This is a genomic window from Variovorax sp. YR566, from assembly GCF_051992195.1.
Taxonomy (GTDB): Bacteria; Pseudomonadota; Gammaproteobacteria; order Burkholderiales; family Burkholderiaceae_C; genus Variovorax.
Genome location: NZ_CP197092.1, coordinates 145,000 through 168,260, shown reverse-complemented (window position 1 = coordinate 168,260; position 23,261 = coordinate 145,000). Strand labels below are relative to the sequence as shown.

21 protein-coding genes are annotated in these 23,261 nt (G+C 63.7%); 11 read left to right on the top strand and 10 right to left on the bottom strand.

The window, feature by feature from the left end; translation table 11 throughout:
* Positions 1-364: 364 nt before the first annotated feature.
* The 3 genes from ACTG4X_RS00810 to ACTG4X_RS00800 all read right to left on the bottom strand — a co-directional run bounded on the left by ACTG4X_RS00810 (position 365) and on the right by ACTG4X_RS00800 (position 2,110).
* A complete protein-coding gene (locus ACTG4X_RS00810; protein ID WP_440533060.1) occupies positions 365-1,189 on the bottom strand; it encodes a ribonuclease HI in 825 nt (274 codons plus the stop codon).
* A gap of 130 nt (positions 1,190-1,319) precedes the next feature.
* On the bottom strand, positions 1,320-1,718 hold the full coding sequence (locus tag ACTG4X_RS00805) for an SMI1/KNR4 family protein (RefSeq protein ID WP_440533059.1): 399 nt from the start codon (positions 1,716-1,718) through the stop codon (positions 1,320-1,322).
* Between the two features lie 53 nt (positions 1,719-1,771).
* Positions 1,772-2,110 (bottom strand): hypothetical protein, encoded by a 339-nt coding sequence (locus tag ACTG4X_RS00800; RefSeq protein ID WP_440533058.1) that lies wholly within the window; start codon positions 2,108-2,110, stop codon positions 1,772-1,774.
* 693 nt (positions 2,111-2,803) lie between these two features.
* Between ACTG4X_RS00800 and ACTG4X_RS00795 the strand changes: the two genes are divergently transcribed.
* On the top strand, positions 2,804-3,199 hold the full coding sequence (locus ACTG4X_RS00795) for an Imm7 family immunity protein (protein ID WP_440533057.1): 396 nt from the start codon (positions 2,804-2,806) through the stop codon (positions 3,197-3,199).
* 607 nt (positions 3,200-3,806) lie between these two features.
* Here ACTG4X_RS00795 and ACTG4X_RS00790 read toward each other — a convergent pair.
* The 6 genes from ACTG4X_RS00790 to dnaA all read right to left on the bottom strand — a co-directional run bounded on the left by ACTG4X_RS00790 (position 3,807) and on the right by dnaA (position 12,951).
* The gene (locus ACTG4X_RS00790; protein ID WP_097197991.1) at positions 3,807-4,844 is read right to left on the bottom strand and encodes an IS110 family transposase; all 1,038 of its coding nucleotides are present in this window, start codon (positions 4,842-4,844) and stop codon (positions 3,807-3,809) included.
* A gap of 105 nt (positions 4,845-4,949) precedes the next feature.
* The gene (locus ACTG4X_RS00785) at positions 4,950-5,354 is read right to left on the bottom strand and encodes a hypothetical protein (protein WP_426389768.1); all 405 of its coding nucleotides are present in this window, start codon (positions 5,352-5,354) and stop codon (positions 4,950-4,952) included.
* 216 nt (positions 5,355-5,570) lie between these two features.
* On the bottom strand, positions 5,571-7,019 hold the full coding sequence (locus tag ACTG4X_RS00780; RefSeq protein ID WP_440533056.1) for an IS1182 family transposase: 1,449 nt from the start codon (positions 7,017-7,019) through the stop codon (positions 5,571-5,573).
* 615 nt (positions 7,020-7,634) lie between these two features.
* A complete protein-coding gene (gene gyrB / locus ACTG4X_RS00775; RefSeq protein ID WP_097197559.1) occupies positions 7,635-10,241 on the bottom strand; it encodes a DNA topoisomerase (ATP-hydrolyzing) subunit B in 2,607 nt (868 codons plus the stop codon).
* Positions 10,242-10,375: 134 nt separating this feature from the next.
* Positions 10,376-11,482, bottom strand: coding sequence for a DNA polymerase III subunit beta (gene dnaN, locus ACTG4X_RS00770; RefSeq protein WP_093054972.1), 1,107 nt, complete (start codon positions 11,480-11,482; stop codon positions 10,376-10,378).
* Positions 11,483-11,571: 89 nt separating this feature from the next.
* Positions 11,572-12,951, bottom strand: coding sequence for a chromosomal replication initiator protein DnaA (dnaA, locus tag ACTG4X_RS00765; protein WP_019653666.1), 1,380 nt, complete (start codon positions 12,949-12,951; stop codon positions 11,572-11,574).
* Positions 12,952-13,237: 286 nt separating this feature from the next.
* Here dnaA and rpmH point away from each other — a divergent pair, with 286 nt between their 5' ends.
* The 7 genes from rpmH to ACTG4X_RS00730 all read left to right on the top strand — a co-directional run bounded on the left by rpmH (position 13,238) and on the right by ACTG4X_RS00730 (position 18,935).
* Positions 13,238-13,372, top strand: coding sequence for a 50S ribosomal protein L34 (rpmH, locus tag ACTG4X_RS00760; protein ID WP_007834827.1), 135 nt, complete (start codon positions 13,238-13,240; stop codon positions 13,370-13,372).
* 101 nt (positions 13,373-13,473) lie between these two features.
* Positions 13,474-13,887: a ribonuclease P protein component gene (locus ACTG4X_RS00755; RefSeq protein WP_093054974.1), complete on the top strand. Its 414-nt coding sequence runs from the start codon at positions 13,474-13,476 to the stop codon at positions 13,885-13,887.
* Entirely contained in the window at positions 13,884-14,171 is a 288-nt protein-coding gene (gene yidD / locus ACTG4X_RS00750) for a membrane protein insertion efficiency factor YidD (protein WP_093054976.1), read from the top strand. Before ACTG4X_RS00755 ends, yidD begins: the two co-directional genes overlap by 4 nt.
* Entirely contained in the window at positions 14,168-15,859 is a 1,692-nt protein-coding gene (gene yidC / locus ACTG4X_RS00745; RefSeq protein WP_093054978.1) for a membrane protein insertase YidC, read from the top strand. The genes yidD and yidC overlap by 4 nt, the downstream gene beginning before the upstream one ends.
* A gap of 68 nt (positions 15,860-15,927) precedes the next feature.
* Positions 15,928-17,334, top strand: a complete 1,407-nt coding sequence (gene mnmE, locus ACTG4X_RS00740; RefSeq protein ID WP_093054980.1) for a tRNA uridine-5-carboxymethylaminomethyl(34) synthesis GTPase MnmE — start codon at positions 15,928-15,930, stop codon at positions 17,332-17,334.
* Between the two features lie 88 nt (positions 17,335-17,422).
* Complete coding sequence (locus tag ACTG4X_RS00735) at positions 17,423-17,884, top strand: Crp/Fnr family transcriptional regulator (RefSeq protein ID WP_093054982.1); 462 nt, start codon at positions 17,423-17,425, stop codon at positions 17,882-17,884.
* Between the two features lie 91 nt (positions 17,885-17,975).
* Positions 17,976-18,935, top strand: a complete 960-nt coding sequence (locus ACTG4X_RS00730; protein WP_440533055.1) for a zinc ribbon domain-containing protein — start codon at positions 17,976-17,978, stop codon at positions 18,933-18,935.
* A 33-nt stretch (positions 18,936-18,968) separates the two neighbouring features.
* Here ACTG4X_RS00730 and ACTG4X_RS00725 read toward each other — a convergent pair whose 3' ends face one another.
* Complete coding sequence (locus ACTG4X_RS00725) at positions 18,969-20,957, bottom strand: monovalent cation:proton antiporter family protein (RefSeq protein ID WP_258352084.1); 1,989 nt, start codon at positions 20,955-20,957, stop codon at positions 18,969-18,971.
* Positions 20,958-21,043: 86 nt separating this feature from the next.
* Here ACTG4X_RS00725 and ACTG4X_RS00720 point away from each other — a divergent pair, with 86 nt between their 5' ends.
* The 3 genes from ACTG4X_RS00720 to lptC are packed head-to-tail and all read left to right on the top strand — an operon-like array spanning position 21,044 to position 23,252.
* Complete coding sequence (locus ACTG4X_RS00720; protein ID WP_093054988.1) at positions 21,044-22,045, top strand: KpsF/GutQ family sugar-phosphate isomerase; 1,002 nt, start codon at positions 21,044-21,046, stop codon at positions 22,043-22,045.
* Positions 22,045-22,593: a KdsC family phosphatase gene (locus tag ACTG4X_RS00715; protein ID WP_440533054.1), complete on the top strand. Its 549-nt coding sequence runs from the start codon at positions 22,045-22,047 to the stop codon at positions 22,591-22,593. Before ACTG4X_RS00720 ends, ACTG4X_RS00715 begins: the two co-directional genes overlap by 1 nt.
* Positions 22,590-23,252 (top strand): LPS export ABC transporter periplasmic protein LptC, encoded by a 663-nt coding sequence (gene lptC, locus ACTG4X_RS00710; RefSeq protein WP_177142316.1) that lies wholly within the window; start codon positions 22,590-22,592, stop codon positions 23,250-23,252. Before ACTG4X_RS00715 ends, lptC begins: the two co-directional genes overlap by 4 nt.
* Positions 23,253-23,261 lie beyond the last annotated feature (9 nt).

Sequence of the window (23,261 nt, the reverse complement as noted above, 5' to 3'; positions counted from 1 at the left end):
CCGATCTGTTCGCGCCAGTTGAACTCCCATAGTTCATCACCTACGTGCATGCCGTCTACAAGGCGCTGGAACTGCCGTCGTAGCTGCTTTCCAGATCCCGCCAAGCGGCACCGTAGGCAACAGGATCGTCTATGCGGGCAGTCAGACTACGCAGAAGGCGCTGCGTCCCCAGTTCTTCATCCATATCGCATCGCTTTCGTCGATTGCACGGATTCTGGCCTGACTTCGCAGGGTTGGCCAAAGACCGATCCTGGCCGACTGTAGTCGAAGTGAGGTCGACGCCACCGGGCCCGAAGCGGAAGTGGCCGAGTGCCGGAAGCTGCCGCTCCTGAGCGCATAAAGAGCGCTGAATGCGTTGGCAGACTCAATATCTGTAGTCGTCAGGGTTGAGTTCTTCGAGCACTTGATCAATGCCGGGGTGACCTTGATCAGAGTTCAGTCGCACCAGAAAGCACTTGTTGCGACTGAGCAGGTCCTTGCACCAAACGAAGTCCACGTCTTTGTAGGACGCGTCCTCCTCGTCAATCACCTCGAATCGATACTCATACTCTCTGGCGTACTTGTAGTATTTTGTAGAAATGATCCGAATCTTGACTGCGCGGCCATCAAATGTGACGCAGCCTCGCTCGGTCTTGCGATCTGACCATTTGCGCGTCGTCTGACTAACTGACAGTGGCTTGTTGAACGGCATCGCTGCCGACTTCTTTGCGAGCTTGTCGGCTGCTCGGTTGTAAATGTTCGACTTGTGCCCTTTCACCCACCGTACTTCAACGCGAAGCGGGCACGCATTGACCTCCCTCTTTAAGCTTTTCCAAAGATCAATGTTCTTGACGGGCGTCCCATTTGAGCCCCGCCATGCTCTCTTGGGCCAGATGTTCATCGCACTGACGAAATTCTCGGTTACGTATTGAGAATCCGAGAACAGGAGGATCCTTTTGAACCTACTCAAATCGGGAAACATGCGCCTGGCTTCCTGCAAACCGATGGTGCAGGCCTGAATCTCCATCTCGTCAATAGTCGCGCTCTGGTAGCCGGTCGGCGCGTGCTCGCTTGTCTGCGGGTCCCCAGCCTCGTCCACCCACATTAGCACCACACCCACACCAGCTGCTCTCTTCTTGCCAGGGAAAGACGAGCCATCCGTGTAGATGTTCAAAGCCTCCTCGTCATGGATTCCGCCTTGAGTGATCACGATTCCTCCGTAGAGCTTCTCCTCTCTGCACCTTATTGCTTCGCCCCGCTTCGATCAAGAGCTGCCCTACAGCCCGCCAAACCACTCATATATGTGGATCCGGCGCCGGTTGGAAGTCTGCTTCTGGCTATCACGAGCCGCCGGCCCCAAGGTCTGCGAAGTCGTCGGCGACGCGGATCAATTCGCACGTCTCATGACGCCAGATGAAGACCTCCGGACCAAGCCCTTGTCCATCCGCGAGAAAGACGAGTTGGTCACCTTCGCCGTTATCGCCCAACGATACCGCGGCTGAGGGAAATCCACGCCAGGCTCTCGCACGCCCCGTCTCGGGGACGACGCCATTGAGGGTGCGGGCGAGCCGCTTCCTGTCGGAATCGTCCGCGATGGGATACAGGTCCCAGTCGTCGTTCTCGGTTGCGACAGCGCCTCCGTTGCTTCTCATCATGGCTAGGCGATACGACGTCGGCAAGCTGATGCCCAACGCCTGCTCCGCAGCTTGCACGTAGCGCTCATCCAAATCGAACGGCATCGGATCCTTCCATTGGGAACTTCGGGCGAAGGTCAGCTTCTGGCCGGCTGCGGCTATACGTCGCCTCGACCCACGGCCATGGCGATTTGATAGGCGATGCGCTCAGCCTGCCCCTTTCCGGGATAGTCGTCCGGGACGACCTCAATCGCCTCAACTTCAAGGCGACTTCCAAGTTCAGCGTTTGCCCGAGCCACCCCAGCAAGTATCTCGGACACATGATTCGAGAGGTCAAACTGGACCGTCGCCTCCGTCCGGTCCATCGCGAGTAGCCGAATCAACGCGGGGCCAGTCGACGGTGCCTTGCCAAACCGAACGGAGACAAACACGCACGTTGGCCCGGTCACATGCGGATAGCGGTAGAAAACCGAGCGCTGGATCCGTTTGATGTCCATCTTGAGAGGCAGTATTGAATGACAGGTCTTGGCCGACTGTAGCCGGATCGAGGCAGGCTCCGCAGGACTCCAAGTTTCGTACGTCACGCTTCGAAGCGGACAGAAATCAGTGTCGAAACCTGAGTGCTAGCCGATGCGCCAGCAACGCCAAGGCTGACGTGATGCCAAAGCCCTGGACAAAGGTGAGTATGTCCCAATACCACCATTTGTTTAAGAGGCCGCAGTCGAGGCAGCCTATATGTAGAGGAAGGAGAAGAAACGCTCGAAGTGCCGCAACCACCAGCGCTCCACCTAGAACTCCCATCATGCAGACGAACAACATTACCTTCCATGTCAGGTTCTTTCGGAGCCACCAAAGTACGGCAGCAGTGACCGGAATCAAAAAGCTTCCGAATGGGAGCACACTAAATTGAACGAAATCTGCTATCGGCATGGTCGTCAACCTCTTAGTTCATGCTCCGTCAAAGCGCCAATGGCAGGTGAGACTGAAGGTTCGGTTCTGGCCGAACTCTGCCGCAAGCACGTCAACGTCAATGGGCTCAAAGCAGCTGCCGGATTGACAATGAGCTGTCGTTTCTCAATCCACAAGTATTGGTCTGAAAGCTCATCATGATTATCGGAATTGGCTGGTGTGTCCTTCGCACGTCCCGTAGTGTTTACTCCGAGACCGTTGGCGAACCTGCGATCAGTGACATGAACGAAGCCGTACGCAAGGCTGACGAGACACTGTGGGCCGACTTTCGTGAGTGGATGACTACGAATTCGTCGCCTACGTTGCTGTGGATCTTGCATGAGCATCACAACAATCACGATGGTGTGCTGCAGGTGTTTCTATCCAGAAACCATAGAGGCTCGCCGTTCTGGGACATGCTGACTTGGATAGCAGAACACGGCAAAGGGAGCTATGGGCTTTTCTATGTCAAAGATGACGAAGACACCGATCGCGAGGATTTCAGCAATGTCTTCCGAGTACATCGAATCATGAGCGGCCGCGTTGACGAACTGGCGGATCCCTTCTTTGGGCCAATCATTCCCAATCTTGAACCGACGCACCCCTGGGACCGCGATGCTCCTGACGAGATTGAATAGGCTGCCTCGGCCATTGTGATCGACAGTTCTCAGCGACCTCGCCGACCATCTGCTCCTGGTAGACAGGCGACTATAGGCAGCTACATTCAGTAGGCCCATCGCGGGAACCTGTCATGGTCTTGGGATAAACCGGCACCATCTGACCTTGCTTCGCTCGCCCTGCGCAATAGGTTTGACATTGTTCCTCCAGGCGCGAGCCAAGCCAGTCAACGGCATACGCGATCAGCACGCCCGCTACGCCGAAGACCACGATAACGCCAAGCGCAATCAGTCCAGGCGAAATCCGGCGCTTAGTGTTTGGAGAAGGCTCATTTTGGCCGACTAGATGAATGTCTGTACATGGACGCCCCCAAATATGCCAGGCATTCAGTTGATGATGACTTGAAGGTTCGATTGCACCCGTACATTCGGACTTTCGCTGCGGCTTTTCGCCGCTGTCCCTGATGGGGTTTGCTGGTCGGCTCCTCTATCGGTTGTCCGCACTCCGAGTGCCCCGGACGTTTTGGGCTTCGCCAACCACGGTCTAACCTGTTTTGCCATCACTGCGTGATTGCCTGAGCAATCGGTGGTTCAGTCTCCTGCCTTCTGTGTTGATGGGTTGGGTCGGCTACGCAGCGAGCTGCGGCGGCACGTAGTTAGGTCGGAACTCCCGCCCATGGGCTAGCAGTGCCCAGACCGTTCGCACGTTCTTGTTGGCCAGTGCCACAGCAGCCACGTTCGGATGTCGTCGGTTCAGCAGGCTCGCCAGCCACACGTTGGTGTTCACGGCCTTGCGCTGCGCCGCAACAATGGCCGAGCGCGCGCCGTGAATGAGCAAGGTGCGCAGGTACACGTCCCCGCGCTTGCTGATGCCCAGGAGCGTTGGCTTGCCTCCGCTCGAATTCTGCCTCGGCACGAGGCCGAGCCAAGCCGAGAGCTGCCGGCCGTTGTCGAAGCTGTTCGCATCCGCGATGGAGGCCACCAGAGCACTGGCTCCCAGCGGTCCGATGCCGGGAATCTTCTCGAGCCGGAGGCTGAGCTCGCTGCTGCGATGCCAGACCTTGATTTGGTCCTCGAACTCGTCGACCAGCTTGTCCAATTCCTTGAGGTGCTCGGTTAGGCGAGCGATGAGTCGGCGGAACGTTCCGGGCAGCTGGTTGCTCGCGTCTTCAAGCAGCTCGGGGACTTGCTTGGCGACGTGGCAGATGCCCTTCGGGATGACCAGGCCGAACTCGCCCAGGAGGCTGCGAATCTGGTTCGCCTGCGCCGTGCGGGCGATGACAACGCCTTGGCGCGCGCGATGCAGCGACAGCACGGCTTGCTGCTCGACGCTCTTCACCGGCACGAATCGCATGTTGGGTCTGGTGACGGCCTCGCAGATGGCTTCCGCATCAGCCACGTCGTTCTTGTTGCTCTTCACATACGGCTTGACGAACTGTGGCGACATCAAGCGAACCGTGTGGCCGAAGCCCTGCAGGGTTCGCGCCCAGTGGTGGGCGCTGCCGCACGCCTCCATGCCGATGAGACACCGAGGCAAGTTCACGAAGAATGCCGTCATTTGGTCGCGCCGCAGTTGCTTGCGCAACGCGACCTTGCCATGCTCATCCACTGCGTGAACCTGGAACACGTTCTTTGCCAGGTCAATGCCAACAGTCGTAATCTTCATGGTGGACGCCCCTTTCAGTTCAAGTGGTTGCTGACACTTCCACTGTGGCACATCGATGCCGGTACGGGTGGGGGCGTCCATCCCATTGGTTGTGGCCGTCCTGGGTCACAGCGGAACGTCACTCATAGAAGAAATGACAGTGACCCTTCCCGATTCGCACAGGCCGACCAAGTCGGGCGGAAGTTCTGCTGTGATTTCTGTTCGCGCCAGAACGTAGCTGCAATCCAACTCGTAGTAGCACATTCCGGGGATGCCGAGTAGCTCGAACACGAGCGAGGCTAGCCGACCACCAGAGACCGGTCGCTCGAAGCTGACCGAGTCGATCCCGTCGACTTCACCGCCGCCAACAAATCCGATTTCGCAAAGGTCGTCGTCGTCCGGCGTGAATTCCAGCCGACCGCCGGCATCACTGACGTCACCATACCTTTGCAGAATCGAAACGACCGAAGCAGAAGCAGCGGCGCTGGGCTCGCCGCGGGCAAACTTCTGCACAAATACTGAGTAGCTCATGTTGGTCGAATGTTGACGTGCATTCCGCCGGTGTACACAAATTGAGCCCCGTCGGCGAATGTCGGGTCTTGGCCGAGGCTGTGTGGAAACGCACTCGGCACATGAGTATGCCGAACTCGGCCGCTCGACAGCGCACAGTAGAGACAGAACGCGGCCGTCAGACCAGCGCCGCAACGGGCAGACCGATCTACGCGGCGAGAGTGCGACTAAAAGGGCTCATGCCCCAGCCAATTGCATCGCCTTCATCGTCCTGGTGAATCCCAGCACCTTCATGACCCGCTTGAAGTTGTAGGCCAGCACATGCAAGCTCATCTCGGTGCTCACATGCGCCAGAGTCCTGGTCAGGAAGTGGGTTGATCCCATCCAGTGTTTCAGCGTACCGAACACGTGCTCCACGGTGCGTCGTCGCAAGGTCATGGCGTCGGGCTTGCGATCAAGGCGTTGCTGCACCCGATCAAGCACCGCTTCGTGTTCCCAGCGTCGGATTCGGCGGTAGCTGCTGGTCGTGCACTGGTCTCTCATGGCGCAACCAGGGCAGGCGCTGGGCCAATAGACGTGCAGCTTGTTGTCGTTCTTCTCCAGCGTGCTGAACCTGTAGATCGCTCGTTCACCCGCAGGGCATTGGTATTCGTCGTCCTTCGCGATGTAGATGAAGTCGGTCTTGTCGAAGCGACCCGCGGCCTTGGCGTTCGATGTCATCGGCTTGGGCACGAAGGCCGTGATGCCGTCGTCCTCACAGGCCTTGAGTTCCGTGCCATTGAAGTAGCCCCGGTCGGCGAAGGCTTGAAGTCTGGGCTTGTCCATCGCCTCGCGCGCAGCACGTGCCATCCTGTTGAGCTGCGCGCGGTCGTTGCCGACGTTCGTGACCTCGTGCGCCACGATCAAGTGGTTCTTCGCATCGACCGCCGTCTGGACGTTGTAGCCCACCAAGCCTGAACCCTTTGCCTGCGAGATCATCGAGCGTGCGTCGGGATCGGTGGTTGAACGTTGCCCATCCGGATCGTGCTGCAACTGCTCCTTGGTTTCATCGAGCTGGCGCATCTGATCGCGCAACCTCTTGATCTTGTCCTGCAGCCGCTCGGTCTTGGCTTCGACCTCCGCAGGCTGCGTGCGGTCGGCGGTCTCCAGCGCGTCCAGATAGCGCTGAATGCTTTGCTCGATCTGCTGCTGGCGTTTGTCGATCTTGGCTGGCGTGACGTTGCGGTCCCGGCTGTTCACTGCCTTGAACTTGCTGCCATCGATGGCCACGATGGCCTGCGTGAACAGCTTGAGCTCTCGGCACATGCCGACGAAGCGCTTGCAGACATTGCGGATGCCAGCGCCGTTGTCGTGACGGAAGTCGGCAATGGTCTTGAAGTCCGGGGCCAGCCGGCCGGTGAGCCACATCAACTCGACGTTGCGCTGAGCCTCGCGTTCCAAACGCCGGCTGGACTGGATGCGGTTCAGGTACCCGTAGATGTAGAGCTTGAGCAGCACCGCCGGGTGGTACGCCGGCCGGCCGGTCGCGGCTGGATCTGCTCCTTTGAAGCCGAGTGCTTGAAGATCAAGTTCATCGACAAAAACGTCGACAACGCGCACCGGGTTGTCTTCGCCGATATAGTCATCAAGACATTCCGGCAGCAGTGCAACCTGCTGTCGGTCTTCGCCTTCGATGAATCGCTTCATGGGCACCTCGCTGGGAACGGGTGCCATGATTTTATTTGGATGAGTGCCGACGGCGAAGCGTTTTCACACAGCCTCGGCCGAGAGCCGAAGCCTAGCTCGCGGGCCGGGGAGCTATTACTAGGTCAAGATGGCATGGCTTGTCGCTTACAGGGATTCGGCCGCGTGCAGTCGGGCATCGAGTTGCGCGCACCCGCTGCGCCGTCGCCAAGCTCACCTTGATGTAATTTGGCCCCACTTCTTACAGGTGCCGAGCGTGTAACGGGTGAACGGCCGGCTCATGGCACGCAGGCCAAAAAGACAACGGCCGCCCAGTTTAAGGGGGCGGCCGTCGCATGCGAGGTTCTCTTCGCGCTTGCGCGCTATTTCCACTCCAGGTGGAACCCGTTGCCGGGTGGCGCCATCTCCGTATCTCTCGCCGGAAGATAGCCTTCGTAGAACATTTGAATCAACGTATGGCACCGTTGATTGCTACCGGAGATTGACTCGATTATGGGATGAATGCCGTCGACTGGACCGGTTGGCCTTATCGGGCTGATTCTTTTCACTTTCCGTGTCAGCACTTTTTCATTTACTTGGCAAGGTTTTCACTTTACGTGGCACCCGACACCTAGCGGCTTACACGTCGATATTCGCCGCCCGCAGCGCGTTCTGCTCGATGAACTCGCGACGCGGCTCCACCTCGTCGCCCATCAGCATCGTGAACACACGATCGGCCTCGATCGCGTCGTCGATCTGCACGCGCAGCAGGCGGCGCACGGTCGGGTCCATCGTGGTTTCCCACAGCTGCTCGGGGTTCATCTCGCCCAGGCCCTTGTAGCGCTGGCGCGAGGTGGCGCGCTCGGCTTCGCCGATGAGCCACTTCATGGCCTGGCGGAAGTCGTCGACCTTTTCTTCCTTGGCGCGTTCGCCTTCGCCGCGCTTCACCAGCGCGCCTTCGGGGCTCAGCAGGCCGCGGAAGGTGTTGGCTGCTTCGGCGAGCGCGGCGTAGTCGGCGCCGTGCACGAAGTCTTGCGTGATCACGCTGCTCTTGATGTTGCCGTGGTGGCGGCGGCTGATGCGCAGCAGCGGCTTGTCGGTGCGCGCGTCGAACTCGTTGCTCACCTCGGCCGGAATGCCGGTGGTGTTGAGCTCACGCAGCTTGGCCTGCAGCGCCACGGCCGATGCCTCGGCGGCGGGCGTGGTGTCGAGGTCGAGCGCCACGCCGTCGGCGATGGCGCGCAGTGCCTCGGCGTCCATGAAGTTGCGCAGGCGCGCGATCACGGCCTCGGCCACCTGGTGCTTGCGCGCCAGCTCGCCCAGGGTATCGCCGCTCAGCGTGGTGGAGTTGGCGCCGCCGGTCTGCAGGCTCGCGTCTTTCAGCGCCACCTTGAGCAGGAAGGCGTCGAGCGCGGGGCCGTCCTTCAGGTACTGCTCTTCCTTGCCGACCTTCACCTTGTACAGCGGAGGCTGCGCGATGTAGATGTGGCCGCGCTCAACCAGCTCGGGCATCTGGCGATAGAAGAACGTCAGCAGCAGCGTGCGGATGTGGGCGCCGTCGACGTCGGCGTCGGTCATGATGATGATGCGGTGGTAGCGCAGCTTGGCGACGTTGAAGTCGTCCGCGCCGCCGCCCGCGGTGGTCGCGCCGGCACGGCCGATGCCGGTGCCCAGCGCGGTGATCATCGTGAGAATTTCGTTGCTGGTGAGCAGCTTCTCGTAGCGTGCCTTCTCGACGTTCAGGATCTTGCCGCGTAGCGGCAGGATGGCCTGGAACTTCCGGTCGCGGCCCTGCTTGGCGGAGCCGCCGGCGGAGTCACCCTCCACCAGGTAGACCTCGCACAGCGCCGGATCTTTCTCCTGGCAGTCGGCCAGCTTGCCGGGCAGGCCCATGCCGTCGAGCACGCCCTTGCGGCGCGTCATTTCGCGGGCCTTTCGGGCGGCTTCGCGGGCACGGGCGGCCTCGACGATCTTGCCGCAGATGATCTTGGCGTCGTTCGGGCGTTCCTGCAGGTAGTCGGTGAGCAGCTTGCCGACGATGTCTTCCACCGGCGCGCGCACTTCGCTGGACACCAGCTTGTCCTTGGTCTGGCTCGAGAACTTGGGCTCGGGCACTTTCACGCTCAGCACGCAGCACAGGCCTTCGCGCATGTCGTCGCCGGTGACTTCGACCTTCGCCTTCTTCGCGAACTCGTTCTCTTCGATGTACTTGTTGATGACGCGGGTCATCGCGGCGCGCAGGCCGGTGAGGTGGGTGCCGCCGTCACGCTGCGGGATGTTGTTGGTGAAGCACAGCACCTGCTCGTTGTAGCCGCTGTTCCACTGCATCGCCACTTCGACGCCGATGTGCGTGCCGGGGATGCCGCCGTAAGTGTCGGCCGGGCGCTCGCCTTCGGCATAGAACGAGTTCGGATGCAGGACGGTCTTGCCCTTGTTGATGAACTCGACGAAGCCGCGCACGCCGCCGGCGCCGGAGAAGTCGTCTTCCTTGCCGGTGCGCTCGTCCTTCAGGCGGATGCGCACGCCGTTGTTCAGGAAGCTCAGTTCGCGCAGGCGCTTGCTGAGAATCTCGTAGTGGAAGTCCGAGTTCTCCTTGAAGATCTGGGTGTCAGGAAGAAAGTGCACCTCGGTGCCGCGCTTGTCGGTGTCGCCGATGATCTTCATGGGCGAGACTTCGACGCCGTTCACCGTCTCGAGCAGGCGGTTCTGCACGAAGCCGCGGCTGAATTCGAGTTCGTGGATCTTGCCTTCGCGGCGCACCACCAAACGCAGCATCACGCTCAGCGCGTTCACGCAGCTCACGCCCACGCCGTGCAGGCCGCCCGACACCTTGTAGCTGTTCTGGTTGAACTTGCCGCCGGCGTGCAGTTCGGTGAGCGCAATTTCCGCAGCCGAGCGCTTGGGCTCGTGCTTGTCGTCCATCTTCACGCCGGTCGGGATGCCGCGGCCGTTGTCGGTAACGGAGATCGAGTTGTCGCTGTGGATGGTCACGACGATGTCGTCGCAATGGCCAGCCAGCGCCTCGTCGATGGAGTTGTCGACGACTTCGAACACCAGGTGGTGCAGGCCGGTGCCGTCGGAGGTGTCGCCGATGTACATGCCGGGGCGCTTGCGCACGGCTTCAAGCCCTTCGAGGATCGTGATGGAGCCTTCGCCGTAGCTGGTGTCGGGGGCCACGGTGTCGATCTCGGGGATGTAGACGGGCTCGGTGTGGGGCACGTCGGGCTTGTTTTCTTCAGCACTCATTCGGATATTCCTCTAACTCTCACGGTATTCACGTGATATTTCGGGCTCTCAAAAGCTCAATTCGCAGCCTCTTGAAAGCGCAAACCCGCGGAGGGCCGCGGGCTGTATGCGCAAGGCGCTGCGTGGTGTGTCTGCTAGATACGCATCGGCATCACGACGTACTTGAAAGATGCGTTCTCGGGGATGGTTAACAAGGCCGAGCTGTTGGAATCGGCCAGATCCAGCTTGACCATGTCCTGGTCCATGTTCGACAGCGCGTCGATCAGGTAGGTCACGTTGAAGCCGATTTCGATGGCGTCGCCGCCGTAGTCGATGTCGAGTTCGTCCTGGGCTTCTTCCTGCTCGGCGTTGTTCGACGCGATGCGCAGCGTGCCCGGCTCGATGTTCAGGCGCACGCCCTTGAACTTCTCGCTGGTCAGGATGGCGGTGCGCTGCAGGCTGGCCAGGAGCGGCGCGCGGCCCAGCGTGACGGTGTTCTTGTGGTTCTTCGGGATGACGCGGTTGTAGTCGGGGAACTTGCCCTCGACCAACTTGGTGACGAACTCCATGCCGCCGAAGCTGAACTTGGCCTGGTTGTTCGCGAACTGCATCTCGATGGCGCCTTCGGCGTCGGACAGCAGGCGCTGCATTTCGAGCACGGTCTTTCGCGGCAGGATGACTTCCTGGCGCGGCACTTCGACGTCGAGCGTGGCCGACGAGAACGCCAGGCGGTGGCCGTCGGTGGCCACCAGGCTCAGCTGCTTGCCTTCGGCAACGAACAGGATGCCGTTCAGGTAGTAGCGGATGTCGTGCACGGCCATGGCGAACGACACCTGCGAGAGCAGGTCTTTCAGCGTCTTTTGCGGCACGCTGAACACGGGGCCGAAATTGGCTGCTTCCTGAACCAGCGGAAAGTCTTCGGCGGGCAGCGACTGCAGCGTGAAGCGGCTCTTGCCGCCCTTGAGCACCAGCTTGCTCGCGCTCGATTCGAGGCTCACGGTCTGGTCGGCCGGCATGGTGCGCAGGATGTCGATCAGCTTGCGCGCGCCGATGGTGGTGGTGAAGTTGCCTTCGTCGCCGCCGAGTTCGGCGGTAGTGCGGATCTGGATCTCGAGGTCGCTCGTGGTCAGCTGCAGCTGGCCGCCGGTCTTGCGGATCAGCACGTTCGCCAGGATCGGCAAGGTGTGACGCCGCTCGACGATGCCCGCCACCGACTGCAGCGCGGCGAGGACTTTGTCTTGGTTTGCCTTCAAAACGATCATGTCTTCTTCCTCTTCTCTATCTCTTTGAATCAGCCTGTAAGACGCCATTCTCCGCTGTCGCGAGGGGCACCCTTGATGACATTCGGCGGTCAGCCCTTGAGCGTCTGTTCGAGCACGTGGAGCTGCTGGTTGAGCTCGGTGAGCTGCTGGCGCTCGCCCGAGATCTTGCGCACCGCGTGCAGCACCGTCGTGTGGTCGCGCCCACCGAACAGCTCGCCGATTTCCGGCAGGCTTTTCTGCGTGAGCTCCTTGGCCAGGTACATCGCGATCTGCCGTGGCCGCGCAATGCTGGCCGGGCGTTTCTTGCTGTACATGTCGGCGACCTTGATCTTGTAGTAATCGGCCACCGTCTTCTGGATATTCTCGACGGAGATCTGCCGATTCTGGATCGACAGCAGGTCGCGCAGCGCCTCGCGCGCCAGGGCGATCGAGATCTCCTTCTGGTTGAAACGCGAATACGCCAGGATCTTGCGCAGCGCCCCTTCGAGCTCGCGCACGTTGGAGCGCACGTTCTTGGCGACGAAGAAGGCCACTTCTTCCGGCATTTCGGCCGATTCGGCGCGCGCCTTGTTGATCAGGATGGCCACGCGCATTTCAAGCTCGGGCGGCTCGATGGCCACCGTGAGGCCCGAATCGAAGCGCGAAACCAGGCGCTCGTGGATGTCCGCCAGCCCCTTCGGATAGGTGTCGCTGGTCATCACGATGTGCGACTTCTTGGCGAGCAGGGCTTCGAACGCGTTGAAGAACTCTTCCTGCGTCCGGTCCTTGTTGGCGAAGAACTGCACATCGTCGATCAGCAACAGATCGAGCGAGTGGTAGCGCTCCTTGAACTCATCGAAAGTCTTGCGCTGATAGGCTTTGACCACATCCGAGACGAATTGCTCGGCGTGGATGTAGAGAACTTTGGAATCCGGCTTGTCGGCCAGCAGCCGGTTACCCACAGCGTGCATCAGGTGGGTCTTGCCCAGGCCGACGCCGCCGTAGATGAAAAGCGGGTTGTAAAGATGGCCCGGCATGCCGGCCACGTGCATGGCCGCGGCGCGCGCCATGCGGTTGGCCGTGCCCTCGACCAGGGTGTCGAAAGTGAGGCCGGAATTCAGGCGGTTCTTGAAGCCGGCCGCGGCCGGCTCCTCGCCCGGTCCGGCCACGTCGCGCGGCACGTCCGTTTCGGTCATGACGGCCACGGGTGCAGAGCGCACGGGCACTTCGCGCGGAGCGAGCGCTAACTCGATGGCGACCGGCTGGCCGTACATCTTCTCGGCCATGGCGGCGATCTTGCCGGCGTACTGGGCCCGGATCCAGTCGAGCTTGAAGCGGTTGGCAACGAACACCGTCATGCGCGACAGGTCGTCGGCGACCTGCGCTGTCAGGGGCTTGATCCAGGTGTTGAACTGCTGCTCGGACAGCTCCTGCGCGAGCTGGTCGACGCAGGCCTGCCACAGGCTTTCGCCGATGCCGTCAGTCGACATGGGCGCTTGAAAAAGTGATGAGACCCTCGGGCATTTTTGGTATAGGTATTGTGGATATTCTCTGCTGGAAGGCGCTCGGCATTCTAACTTGTCAAAACCTTATCCACACGCTGGCCGGCATGTCGAAAGGCCCGCAAATCTGCTCGAAGATTGTTCCGGCGGCCAATGTTTGCGATAATTGCGGGTTTCCCTGAAAACCTCATTGCGTCTTTCGGGGGCCATCCGAAACACGCTCCCCAGCGCCCGCAGGTTTTTTCATGCGGAAATCAGGGAATCTGGAACCATCATGAAACGCACATACCAAGCATCCAAAGTCCGCCGCGCCCGTACCCACGGCTTCCTGGTCCGCATGAAGACCCGCGGCGGCCGTGCCGTCATCAACGCACGCCGCGCCAAGGGCCGCAAGCGCCTGGCCGTCTGACGGCAGACCACCTGCCGTTGCCAGCAGCCGACACGTCAGCGCAGGCTCCCGCAGCCAGCGCTTCCGGTCCAACCGGCAATGACGTGCACAGCCCGGCTTCCATGCAGCGGCTCAAGACCCGCGCGCAATTCCAGGCCGTCCTCGCAGGTGCCACCGTGGCGCGCACTGCTCATTTCGCATTGCATCGCTGTGCGCTCGATCTCGCATCGAGCGCACAGCCGTTGTTCGCGTCCGACGACGTCTGGCTGGGTGCCATGGTGCCCAAGCGCTGGGCGCGTCGTGCTGTCACGCGCAATGCCATCAAGCGTCAGATCTACGCCGTGAGTGCCGCTCCCGGCGTCGCCTTGCCGCGTGCTGCGCACGTGGTGCGCCTGCGCGCCGGTTTCGACCGCAAGGAATTCGTGAGCGCCACCTCGGACAAGCTCAAGGCCGCTGTGCGCGCCGAGCTCCAGCAACTGCTGGCGCGGGCTGCGCGCACCCCCGCGGCGCCTGCGGCTCCCTCCTCTTCGCCATGAAACGCCTGCTGATCGGCCTCGTGAAGGCCTACCGCCTGCTGCTGAGCCCCTGGCTCGGCCAGTCGTGCCGCTTCACGCCGACCTGCTCCGTGTATTCGATCGAGGCGCTCGAGGTGCATGGCGCGCTCAAGGGCAGCTACCTGACTCTGCACCGCATCGCGCGCTGCCAGCCCTGGTGCCAGGGCGGCCACGATCCGGTTCCACCGAAATCTCAGCGTCGCACTGACAAGTCAGGATCGCTGTTTTCGTCTCTTCTCTCCTCCGACAAGAAGTCTTCGTCATGAACGATATCCGCCGCACGATACTGTGGGTGATTTTTGGGTTCTCGCTGGTGCTGCTGTGGGACCAATGGCAGGTCTTCAACGGCAACAAGCCGACCTTCCTGCCGTCGACCAAGCCGGCCGCCACGGCCGCCGCTCCAGCCAACGCACCTGCAGCCAGCAACGGCGTGCCGACCGCATCCGGCACCAGCGGCAACGCGGGCGCCGTGCCCACGCAAGCCGCCGCGGCCGCGCCGCGCGAGCAGGTCAACGTGACCACCGACCTGTTCAAGGCAACGATCGACAGCGAAGGCGCCACGGTCAACCACCTCGAACTGCTGAAGTACGACGAAGCCGACCGCACCAAGCACGTGGTGCTGTTCGAAAACGGCTCGTCCGCCACGCGCTACGTCGCGCAGACCGGCCTGCTGAACCAGGTCGACACCGGTGAGCGCTTCCCCAACCACCTGACGCCGATGACGCCGAAGGCCGGTCCGCGCGAAATGGCCGATGGCCAGAACACGCTGGAAGTGGGCTTCGAAAGCGCCCCCGTCGGCGGCCTGAAGTACATCAAGACCTACGTGTTCCACCGCGGTGACTACACCATCGGCGTGCGCCACGAAGTCGTCAACGTGAGCGACCAGCCGCGCGACGCGCAGCTCTACATGCAGCTGCTGCGCCACGGCACGGTGGCCGCCAGCACGATGTTCGGCACCAACACCTTCACCGGTCCGGCCGCGTACACCAACGAGAAGAAGTTCCACAAGCTCGACTTCAAGGACATCGCCAAGGGCAAGATCGAGCCGCCTCCGCCGGCCAACGACGGCTGGATCGCGATGGTGCAGCATTACTTCGTGTCGGCCTGGCTGCTCAAGGGCGACCCGGCCAGCGAGCAGCTGCGCCGCGAGTTCCGCGTGAAGGACCTGGGCGACAACCTCTTCACCGTTGCCATGGTGGCCACGCTGCCGAAGATCGCCCCGGGCGCCACGCAGGTCGTGAACAGCGCGCTGTTCGCCGGCCCCGAGGAAGAAAAGAAGCTCGAGGCCATCGCCCCCGGCCTGGACCTGGTGAAGGACTATGGCATCTTCGCCATCATCTCCAAGCCGCTGTACTGGCTGCTGAACCAGCTGCACGGCATCCTGGGCAACTGGGGCTGGTCGATCGTCGCGCTGGTGGTGCTGCTGAAGGCGGCCTTCTACTGGCTCAACGCCAAGGCCTACGCCAGCATGGCCAAGATGAAGGCCATCAATCCGAAGATCATGGAAATGCGCGAGCGGCTGAAGGACAAGCCGCAGGAAATGCAGCAGGAAATGATGCGGATCTACAAGACCGAAAAGGTCAATCCGATGGGCGGCTGCTTCCCCATCGTGATCCAGATCCCGGTGTTCATCGCGCTCTACTGGGTGCTGCTGTCGTCGGTCGAAATGCGCCACGCACCGTGGATCGGCTGGATCACCGACCTGTCGGCACCGGACCCCTGGTACATCCTGCCGGTCGTGATGACGGCCACCTCGCTGTTCCAGACCTGGCTCAACCCGACGCCGCCCGATCCGATGCAGGCCAAGCTGATGTGGATCATGCCGCTCGCGTTCAGCGTGATGTTCATCTTCTTCCCGGCCGGCCTGGTGCTGTACTGGATCACGAACAACGTGCTGTCGATCGCGCAGCAGTGGTTCATCAACAAGCGACTGGGCGTGCTCGGCACCAAGTAGCCGCACACCACCCCAGCCATCCCACGAAGGGCCGCGTCAGCGGCCCTTTTTGCTGAAAGAATCCGCCCATGCTCGCCCGCACCACCGATCCCATCGTCGCCGTCGCCACAGCCTCGGGGCGCGGGGCGGTCGGCATCGTGCGGGTGTCGGGCGCGAAGCTGGCGCCGTTGATCGAAGCCCTCTGTGGCCGCGTGCTCAAGCCGCGCGAGGCCACCTACCTGCCGTTCCGCGATGCGGACGGCGAGCCTGTCGACCACGGCCTGGCCATTCACTTCCCTTCGCCGAACTCTTTCACTGGCGAGGACGTGCTCGAGCTGCAGGCCCACGGAGGCGCGGTCGTGCTGCAGCTGCTGCTGGCGCGCTGCCTCGAAGCCGCGGCCGAGCCCGACCCCGTCACCGGCCGCCCCCGCCTGCCCGGCCTGCGGGTGGCCGAACCCGGCGAGTTCAGCCAGCGGGCGTTTCTCAACGGAAAGATCGACCTGGCGCAAGCCGAGGCCATTGCCGACCTGATCGACGCCAGCACCGAGGCGGCCGCGCGCAGCGCCGGGCGTTCGCTGTCGGGCGCGTTCTCGCGCGAGATCCACACGCTGCGCGACGCGCTGATCCACCTGCGCATGCTGGTGGAGGCCACGCTCGACTTTCCGGAAGAAGAAATCGACTTCCTGCAGAAGGCCGATGCCACCGGGCAGCTGGCAAGGCTGCAGTCGCAACTCGCCGCCGTGCAGCAGCGCGCGCGCCAGGGCGCGTTGCTGCGCGAAGGCATCAAGGTCGTGATCGCGGGCCAGCCCAACGCGGGCAAGAGCTCGCTGCTCAACGCGCTGGCCGGTGCCGAGTTGGCCATCGTGAGCGCGGTGGCGGGCACCACGCGCGACGTGGTCTCGCAGACCATCCAGATCCATGGCGTGCCGCTGCACGTGGCCGACACCGCCGGCCTGCGCGAGAGCAGCGACGAGGTCGAGCAGATCGGCGTGGCGCGCGCCTGGGGCCAGATCGAAAGCGCCGATGCCGTGCTGTTCCTGCACGACCTCACCCGCGCGCACCTGGACGACTACGCCGCCGCCGATGCGGAGATCCTGGCCGGCCTGCGGCAGAAGCTGCCCGCGAGCGTGCCGGTGCTCGATGTCTGGAACAAGCAGGACGCAGCGCCCGCTACCCACCCCGAACAAGGCATCGCCCTGTCCGCCAAGACCGGCCTGGGTATCGAGGCCCTGCGCGAACAGCTGCTGGCCATGGCCGGCTGGCAGGCCGTGCCCGAGGGCGTGTACCTCGCGCGGGCGCGCCACGTGCAGGCGCTGGCCCGGGTCGAAACGCACCTGGCGCTGGCCGCCAGCCACCTGGCGGCACAGGCCCAGCTGCTCGATCTGCTGGCCGAAGAGTTGCGGCTGGCCCAGAACGCCCTGAACGAGATCACCGGCGAATTCGGCGCGGACGACCTGCTGGGGGTCATCTTTTCGCGCTTCTGCATTGGTAAATAACTACAGGCGACCTGAAAAACGTAAACAGTTGTAGCCGAACCTCGCGGCCATCGCGGATACTTCGGCTCACATCGGGGGCCGAAGAAACATGTCAATCCAGAACCTGAGCCGCGCCATCGCGGAGAACATGAGCACCGACGCGTTTGCGTTGACGTTCAATGTCCAGCAGTGGGAAACGCTGGCGGGCTATCTGCAGCCCATCGATGCCGGCGTCGGTGACATATTGATCGAGCAGGGCACGCCCGACCGCTCGGTGTTCTTCATCGAGAGCGGCGCCATCAGCGTGCACCGTGTCAGCAGCAAGGAGCAGATGCGGCTGGCCGTGCTCACGCCCGGCTCGGTGGTCGGCGAAGGCTCGTTCTTCTCGCGGCAGCCGCATTCGGCCAACGTGGTGGTCACTGGCGCGGGCCGTGTGTGGCGGCTCACGGCGATCCGCTTTGCGGAAATGTCGAACCGCCAGCCCAACATGGCACTGGAGATCGCGATGGCGCTCGGCGCCGTGATCGCCAAGCGCATGGCGCACCGCTCCAAGCGCGTTGCCGTGACCTGACGAAACCCCGATCGCCCGCCGCCGGATAGTCGACCAGCAAGCCAGTTTCCGTTCTGGACCCCGAGAGTAGAGAGTAGTCAGCAAGTAAGCCATGGCCCTGATCTGTCCGGTCTGCAGCACGGAAAACCGTGACGGCGCGAATTTCTGCAGGAGTTGCGGCGTCAAGCTGTCCGCCGCGGGAGACCGGATTCCGCCGCCGCCGAGCCCTGAACGCGAATGGGCCACCACCGCCCCCGCCCAGTTGCGCGCGCCGACCATTCCGGCGCCGCTGTTCGACCCGGAGGAGCCGCCGCCCGCGCGCTCGTCGTTCTTCAGTCGGACGCCCGCCGCGCGGCAGAACGACGAACACTCACAGACCGTGTTGATGGTGCACGACGACGGGTTGCCGCGCTCGCCCGCGCCGCCCGCTGCGTCGCCGGGGCTGGAGTCGACTTGGGCCTCGAAGCCCGAAATGAAGAAGAGACGCCGGGCCAAGGTCCGGCAGTCCGTGCCGGTCGACCGCCCGCCGCGCAAGCGCGTGATCCTGCTGTGGCTCGGCCTGCTGGTGGTTGCGGTGGCGATGATCGTCGCAGGCTGGTACGGCTACGGAACGCGCAAGGCGCCTGCCGCCGCCGAAGGGGCTGCGCCGGCCGTCGAGGCCCCCGCTCCCGCGGCCCCGCCGCTGCCGCCGCCGACCGAGTCGTCACCGCCTGCAGCGCCCGCGGCGCCGGCGGACCCCCAGCCCATCGAGCCAGCCGAGACGCCGCCTGCCGCGGAAGCCGCACCTGCACCCAAGCCCGTTGCCAAGCCGCGCAAGCAGGCGACCGCCGCCGTGCAGCCGTCGAACGCGCCTGAACCCGCTGCTCCGGTCCCCGCTCCCGCTCCGCCGCCGGCACCTGCCGCCCCTGCCGAGCCTCAGGCCATGTGCGGCGACCGCAATTTCATCGCCAAGGCACAGTGCATGGCGGCGCAGTGCCTGAAGCCCGAGTTCAAGGCCCATGCGCAGTGCGAAGCGGTGCGCCGCCAGCAGCGCCTCGAAGAAGAAAAGCGCAACCCGAGCCTGATCAACTGATCGGCCGGGACCGAAGCGAAGGCTGCCGGATCGTCAGCCTTTTTGCAGCCGCTCCACGGCCATGGCCAGCGCGGCAGGCTTGCCGGACAGCACCAGCGTGTCGCCGTCCGACAGCACCGGGTTGTCGGCCAGCGCGCGCGGCTGGCCGTCTTGGCGGCGCAGGCTGGCGACCCGCACGCCCAGCGTGTGCAGCGCCACCTGTTCGAGCGTCTGGCCGACCGCACGTGCGCCGGCGTTGAGGGTGAAGCTGTTGAGGCGCTCGTGGTCGATCTCGTCGGCGTTGTCGTCGTCGGCGCCGTGGAAGTAGCCGCGCAGCAGGTTGTAGCGGGCATCGCGCTGGTCCTGCACCACGCGGATCACGCGCCGCATCGGCACGCCGACCAGCGCCAGCGCATGGCTCGCGAGCATCAGCGAACCTTCGATGGCCTCGGGCACCACCTCTGTGGCGCCTGCGGCCTGCAGCTTTTCGAGATCGTGGTCGTCCTGCGTGCGCACGATCACCGGCACGTGCGGCGCATGGGCGCGCGTGTTGGCCAGCACCTTCATCGCGCCCGGCACGTCGAGATAAGTGACGACCACCGCGCTGGCACGCGCCAGGCCCGCGGCCATCAGGGCCTGCAGCCGCGCCGCGTCGCCGAACACCACCGAGTCGCCGGCGGCAGCGGCCTGGCGCACGCGGTCAGGGTCGAGGTCGAGTGCCATGTACGGAATGCCTTCGCGTTCGAGGATGCGCGCCAGGTTCTGGCCGCAGCGCCCGTAGCCGCAGATGATCACGTGCTGCGCGGTGTTGATGGTCTTGCGCGCGATGCTCGTCATCTGCAGCGACTGCTGCAGCCAATCGCTGGCCACGAGCTTTCGCACGATGGCGTTGCTGTACATGATGATGAAAGGCGTGGCCAGCATCGACAGCACCATCGAGGCCAGCACCGGGTTGGCCAGCCACGGTGGCAGCAGGCTGCGTTCCTGCGCCAGCGTCAACAGCACGAAGCCGAATTCGCCCGCCTGCGCGAGGTAGAGGCCGGTGCGCAGCGACACGCCCGAGGTGGCCCCGAGCACCCGCGCCAGCACCGTCACCAGCCCCAGCTTGAATGCCAGCGGCACCAGCAGCAGCACGCCCACCAGCAGCCAGCGCTCGACCACGATGTGCCAGTCGAGCGACATGCCCACGGTGATGAAGAACAGCCCCAGCAGCACGTCGTGGAAGGGGCGGATGTCGGTCTCGACCTGGTGCTTGTATTCGGTCTCCGACACCAGCATGCCCGCGATGAACGCGCCCAGCGCCAGGCTCAGGCCGGCCAGCTCGGTGAGCCAGGCCAGGCCCAGCGTTATCAGCAACACGTTCAGGATGAAGAGCTCTTCGCTGCGCCGCCGTGCCACCAGCGTGAGCCACCAGCGCATGATGCGCGGGCCGCCGTAGAGCAGCACGCCGATCAAAAAGCTTGCCTTCAGCAGCGCCAGGCCCAGCGCCTTGGCCAGCGCCTCGGGTGGGGCGCCCAATGCGGGAATCAGCACCAGCAGCGGCACCACGGCCAGGTCTTGAAACAGCAGCACGCCCATCACGCGCTTGCCGTGTTCGCTCTCGAGCTCGAGCCGCTCGGCCATCAGCTTGACCACGATGGCCGTGCTGCTCATGGTGAGCGCGCCCGACAGCGCCAGCGCCGTCTGCCAGCCCAGTTGCCACGTCGGGGGCAGCAGCAGCCGGGCGATCAGCAGTGCGCCGACCGTGGCGATGGACATCGTCAGCAGCACCTGCAGCAGGCCCAGCCCGAACACGTGCTTTCGCATCGCGCGCAGCTTCGGCAGGCTGAACTCCAGCCCGATCACGAACATGAGGAACACCACGCCGAATTCGCCCAGGTGCTGGATGCCTTCGGTGTTCTGCGCCAGGGCGAAGGCGTGCGGCCCGATCAACACGCCAGCCGACAGATAGCCCAGCATCGGCGGCAGCTTGAGGGAGCGGCACGCCACCACGCCGATCACCGCGGCCAGGAGATACAACAGCGTGAGATCGAACGAAGACATAGGCGCCGATGCTAGAGCAATGTCCGTGCCCCGGGCTTCCCCGGGCCATGTGATCCCGGGCGCCGGCCGGCCCGTAAAATCCGCAGATGAGCTCCCGCCCCGTTCCGGCCCCAGTGGTCGACCCCGAAGCCATCCTCGCTCGGGCACGCCTCACCTTCGACATCGAAGCCGAAGCCGTCACCGGTCTGAAAGACCGCGTCGGCCCGAGCTTCGTCGATGCGGTGCGCAAGATCCTCGAAGTGCGCGGCCGCGTGGTCGTGATGGGCATGGGCAAGAGCGGCCACGTCGGCCGCAAGATCGCCGCCACCCTCGCCTCCACCGGCACGCCCGCGATGTTCGTGCACCCGGCCGAGGCCAGCCACGGCGACCTCGGCATGATCAAGGCGGTCGACCTGGTGCTGGCCATTTCCAACAGCGGCGAGGTCGACGAACTCACCGTCATCCTGCCGGTCGTCAAGCGCCAGGGCGTGCCCCTGATCGCCATGACCGGCCGCCCCGAATCCACCCTCGCCCGCCATGCCGACATCGTGATCGACGCGGGCGTGTCCAAGGAAGCCTGCCCGCTCAACCTCGCCCCTACCGCAAGCACCACCGCCCAGATGGCGATGGGCGACGCGCTGGCCGTGGCGCTGCTCGACGCGCGCGGCTTCGGCTCGGAAGACTTCGCGCGCTCGCATCCGGGCGGCGCGCTCGGGCGCAAGCTGCTCACCCACGTGAGCGACGTCATGCGCTCGGGCGACGAAGTGCCGCGCGTGCCGCCGTCGGCCAACATCAGCGAGCTGATGCGCGCGATGAGCATCAAGGGCTTCGGCGCCGCCGCGGTGATCGAGCCCGACGGCCGCGCCTCGGGCATCTTCACCGACGGCGATCTGCGCCGGCTGATCGAGGCGGGCGCCGATTTGCGCAGCCCCAAGGCGGTCGACGTCATGCACCGCGACCCGCGCACCATCCGCGTCGACGCGCTGGCGGTGGAAGCCGCCGAGCTGATGGAGCAATGCGGCATCACCCGCCTGTTCGTGATCGACGGTGCGGGGGTGATCGTCGGCGCGATCAACACCAACGACCTGATGCGCGCGAAGGTCATCTGATGCCGCTCGAGTTCCAGGCCGAGACCTTGCTCGCCGCGCAGGACGTGCGCATCGTTTTCTTCGACATCGACGGCGTGCTGACCGATGGCGGCGTGTACTTCACCGAGCACGGCGAAACGCTCAAGCGCTTCAGCATCCTCGACGGCTACGGCCTGAAGCTGCTGCGCAAGGCCGGCATCGTGCCGGCCGTGATCACCGGGCGCGACTCCAAGCCGCTGCGCGTGCGGCTCGAAGCGCTGGGCATCGAGCATGTGCGCTACGGCACCGAAGATAAGCTGCCCGCAGCGCAGGCCATGCTCGACCAGCTCGGCTTTACGTGGGCGCAGGCCGCCGCCATCGGCGACGACTGGCCCGACCTGCCGGTGCTCATGCGCGTCGGCTTCGCGGCGGCACCGGCCAATGCCCATGCGGAAGTGCGCGGCATCGTGCGCTACGTCACCCAGGCGCGCGGCGGCGAAGGCGCGGCGCGCGAATTCTGCGACCTGCTGCTCACGGCCTGCGGCCAATACCGCGCGATGCTCGACGCTGCCCGGGGCCCGACCACATGAACAACGTGAAACGCGCATGGGGCATGGTGCGCGAAGTCCTCGACCGCGCCACGATCTACCTGCCGATCATCCTCACGGCCGCCGTCGCGCTCGGTACCTACTGGCTGGTGCGCAACGCGCCCAAGCTGCTGGAGCCCACGGCCAAGGTCGCGCCCACGCATGAGCCCGATTACTTCATGCGTGAGTTCGTCATCAAGAACTTCCTGCCCAATGGCGACCTGCGCAGCGAATTGCACGGGGTCGAGGGCCGGCACTATCCCGACACCGACACCATCGAGATCGACAAGGTGCGCATGCGCACCGTGTCGCCCGAGGGGCTGGTGACGCGGGGGTCGGCCGACCGCGGCCTGTCGAACTCCGATGGCAGCGAGGTCCAGCTGTTCGGCAATGCGATCGTCATTCGCGATCCTTCGGTGGGGCCGAACGGCAAGCCTGCGCCGCGCCTCGAGTTCCGCGGCGAGTTCCTGCACGCTTATGTCGACACAGAACGCGTCACGTCGAACAAGCCGGTCACGCTCATTCGCGGCACCGACCAGTTCACCGGCGACACGCTCGACTACGACAACCTGAGCGGCGTGGCCAACCTGAACGGCCGGGTGCGCGGCGTGCTGATTCCGTCGGCGGCTCCGGCCGCTCCTGCTCCCGCCAAGAAGCGCTGAAGAAGACAT

Coding starts and splice junctions, on each gene's coding strand:
- ACTG4X_RS00805 (WP_440533059.1), bottom strand. CDS start 1,718: ATGCCGTTCGATTTGGATGAGCGCTACGTGCAAGCTGCGGAGCAGGCG.
- ACTG4X_RS00800 (WP_440533058.1), bottom strand. CDS start 2,110: ATGGACATCAAACGGATCCAGCGCTCGGTTTTCTACCGCTATCCGCAT.
- ACTG4X_RS00795 (WP_440533057.1), top strand. CDS start 2,804: ATGAACGAAGCCGTACGCAAGGCTGACGAGACACTGTGGGCCGACTTT.
- ACTG4X_RS00790 (WP_097197991.1), bottom strand. CDS start 4,844: ATGAAGATTACGACTGTTGGCATTGACCTGGCAAAGAACGTGTTCCAG.
- ACTG4X_RS00785 (WP_426389768.1), bottom strand. CDS start 5,354: ATGAGCTACTCAGTATTTGTGCAGAAGTTTGCCCGCGGCGAGCCCAGC.
- ACTG4X_RS00780 (WP_440533056.1), bottom strand. CDS start 7,019: ATGAAGCGATTCATCGAAGGCGAAGACCGACAGCAGGTTGCACTGCTG.
- gyrB (WP_097197559.1), bottom strand. CDS start 10,241: ATGAGTGCTGAAGAAAACAAGCCCGACGTGCCCCACACCGAGCCCGTC.
- dnaN (WP_093054972.1), bottom strand. CDS start 11,482: ATGATCGTTTTGAAGGCAAACCAAGACAAAGTCCTCGCCGCGCTGCAG.
- dnaA (WP_019653666.1), bottom strand. CDS start 12,951: ATGTCGACTGACGGCATCGGCGAAAGCCTGTGGCAGGCCTGCGTCGAC.
- rpmH (WP_007834827.1), top strand. CDS start 13,238: ATGAAACGCACATACCAAGCATCCAAAGTCCGCCGCGCCCGTACCCAC.
- ACTG4X_RS00755 (WP_093054974.1), top strand. CDS start 13,474: ATGCAGCGGCTCAAGACCCGCGCGCAATTCCAGGCCGTCCTCGCAGGT.
- yidD (WP_093054976.1), top strand. CDS start 13,884: ATGAAACGCCTGCTGATCGGCCTCGTGAAGGCCTACCGCCTGCTGCTG.
- yidC (WP_093054978.1), top strand. CDS start 14,168: ATGAACGATATCCGCCGCACGATACTGTGGGTGATTTTTGGGTTCTCG.
- mnmE (WP_093054980.1), top strand. CDS start 15,928: ATGCTCGCCCGCACCACCGATCCCATCGTCGCCGTCGCCACAGCCTCG.
- ACTG4X_RS00735 (WP_093054982.1), top strand. CDS start 17,423: ATGTCAATCCAGAACCTGAGCCGCGCCATCGCGGAGAACATGAGCACC.
- ACTG4X_RS00730 (WP_440533055.1), top strand. CDS start 17,976: ATGGCCCTGATCTGTCCGGTCTGCAGCACGGAAAACCGTGACGGCGCG.
- ACTG4X_RS00725 (WP_258352084.1), bottom strand. CDS start 20,957: ATGTCTTCGTTCGATCTCACGCTGTTGTATCTCCTGGCCGCGGTGATC.
- ACTG4X_RS00720 (WP_093054988.1), top strand. CDS start 21,044: ATGAGCTCCCGCCCCGTTCCGGCCCCAGTGGTCGACCCCGAAGCCATC.
- ACTG4X_RS00715 (WP_440533054.1), top strand. CDS start 22,045: ATGCCGCTCGAGTTCCAGGCCGAGACCTTGCTCGCCGCGCAGGACGTG.
- lptC (WP_177142316.1), top strand. CDS start 22,590: ATGAACAACGTGAAACGCGCATGGGGCATGGTGCGCGAAGTCCTCGAC.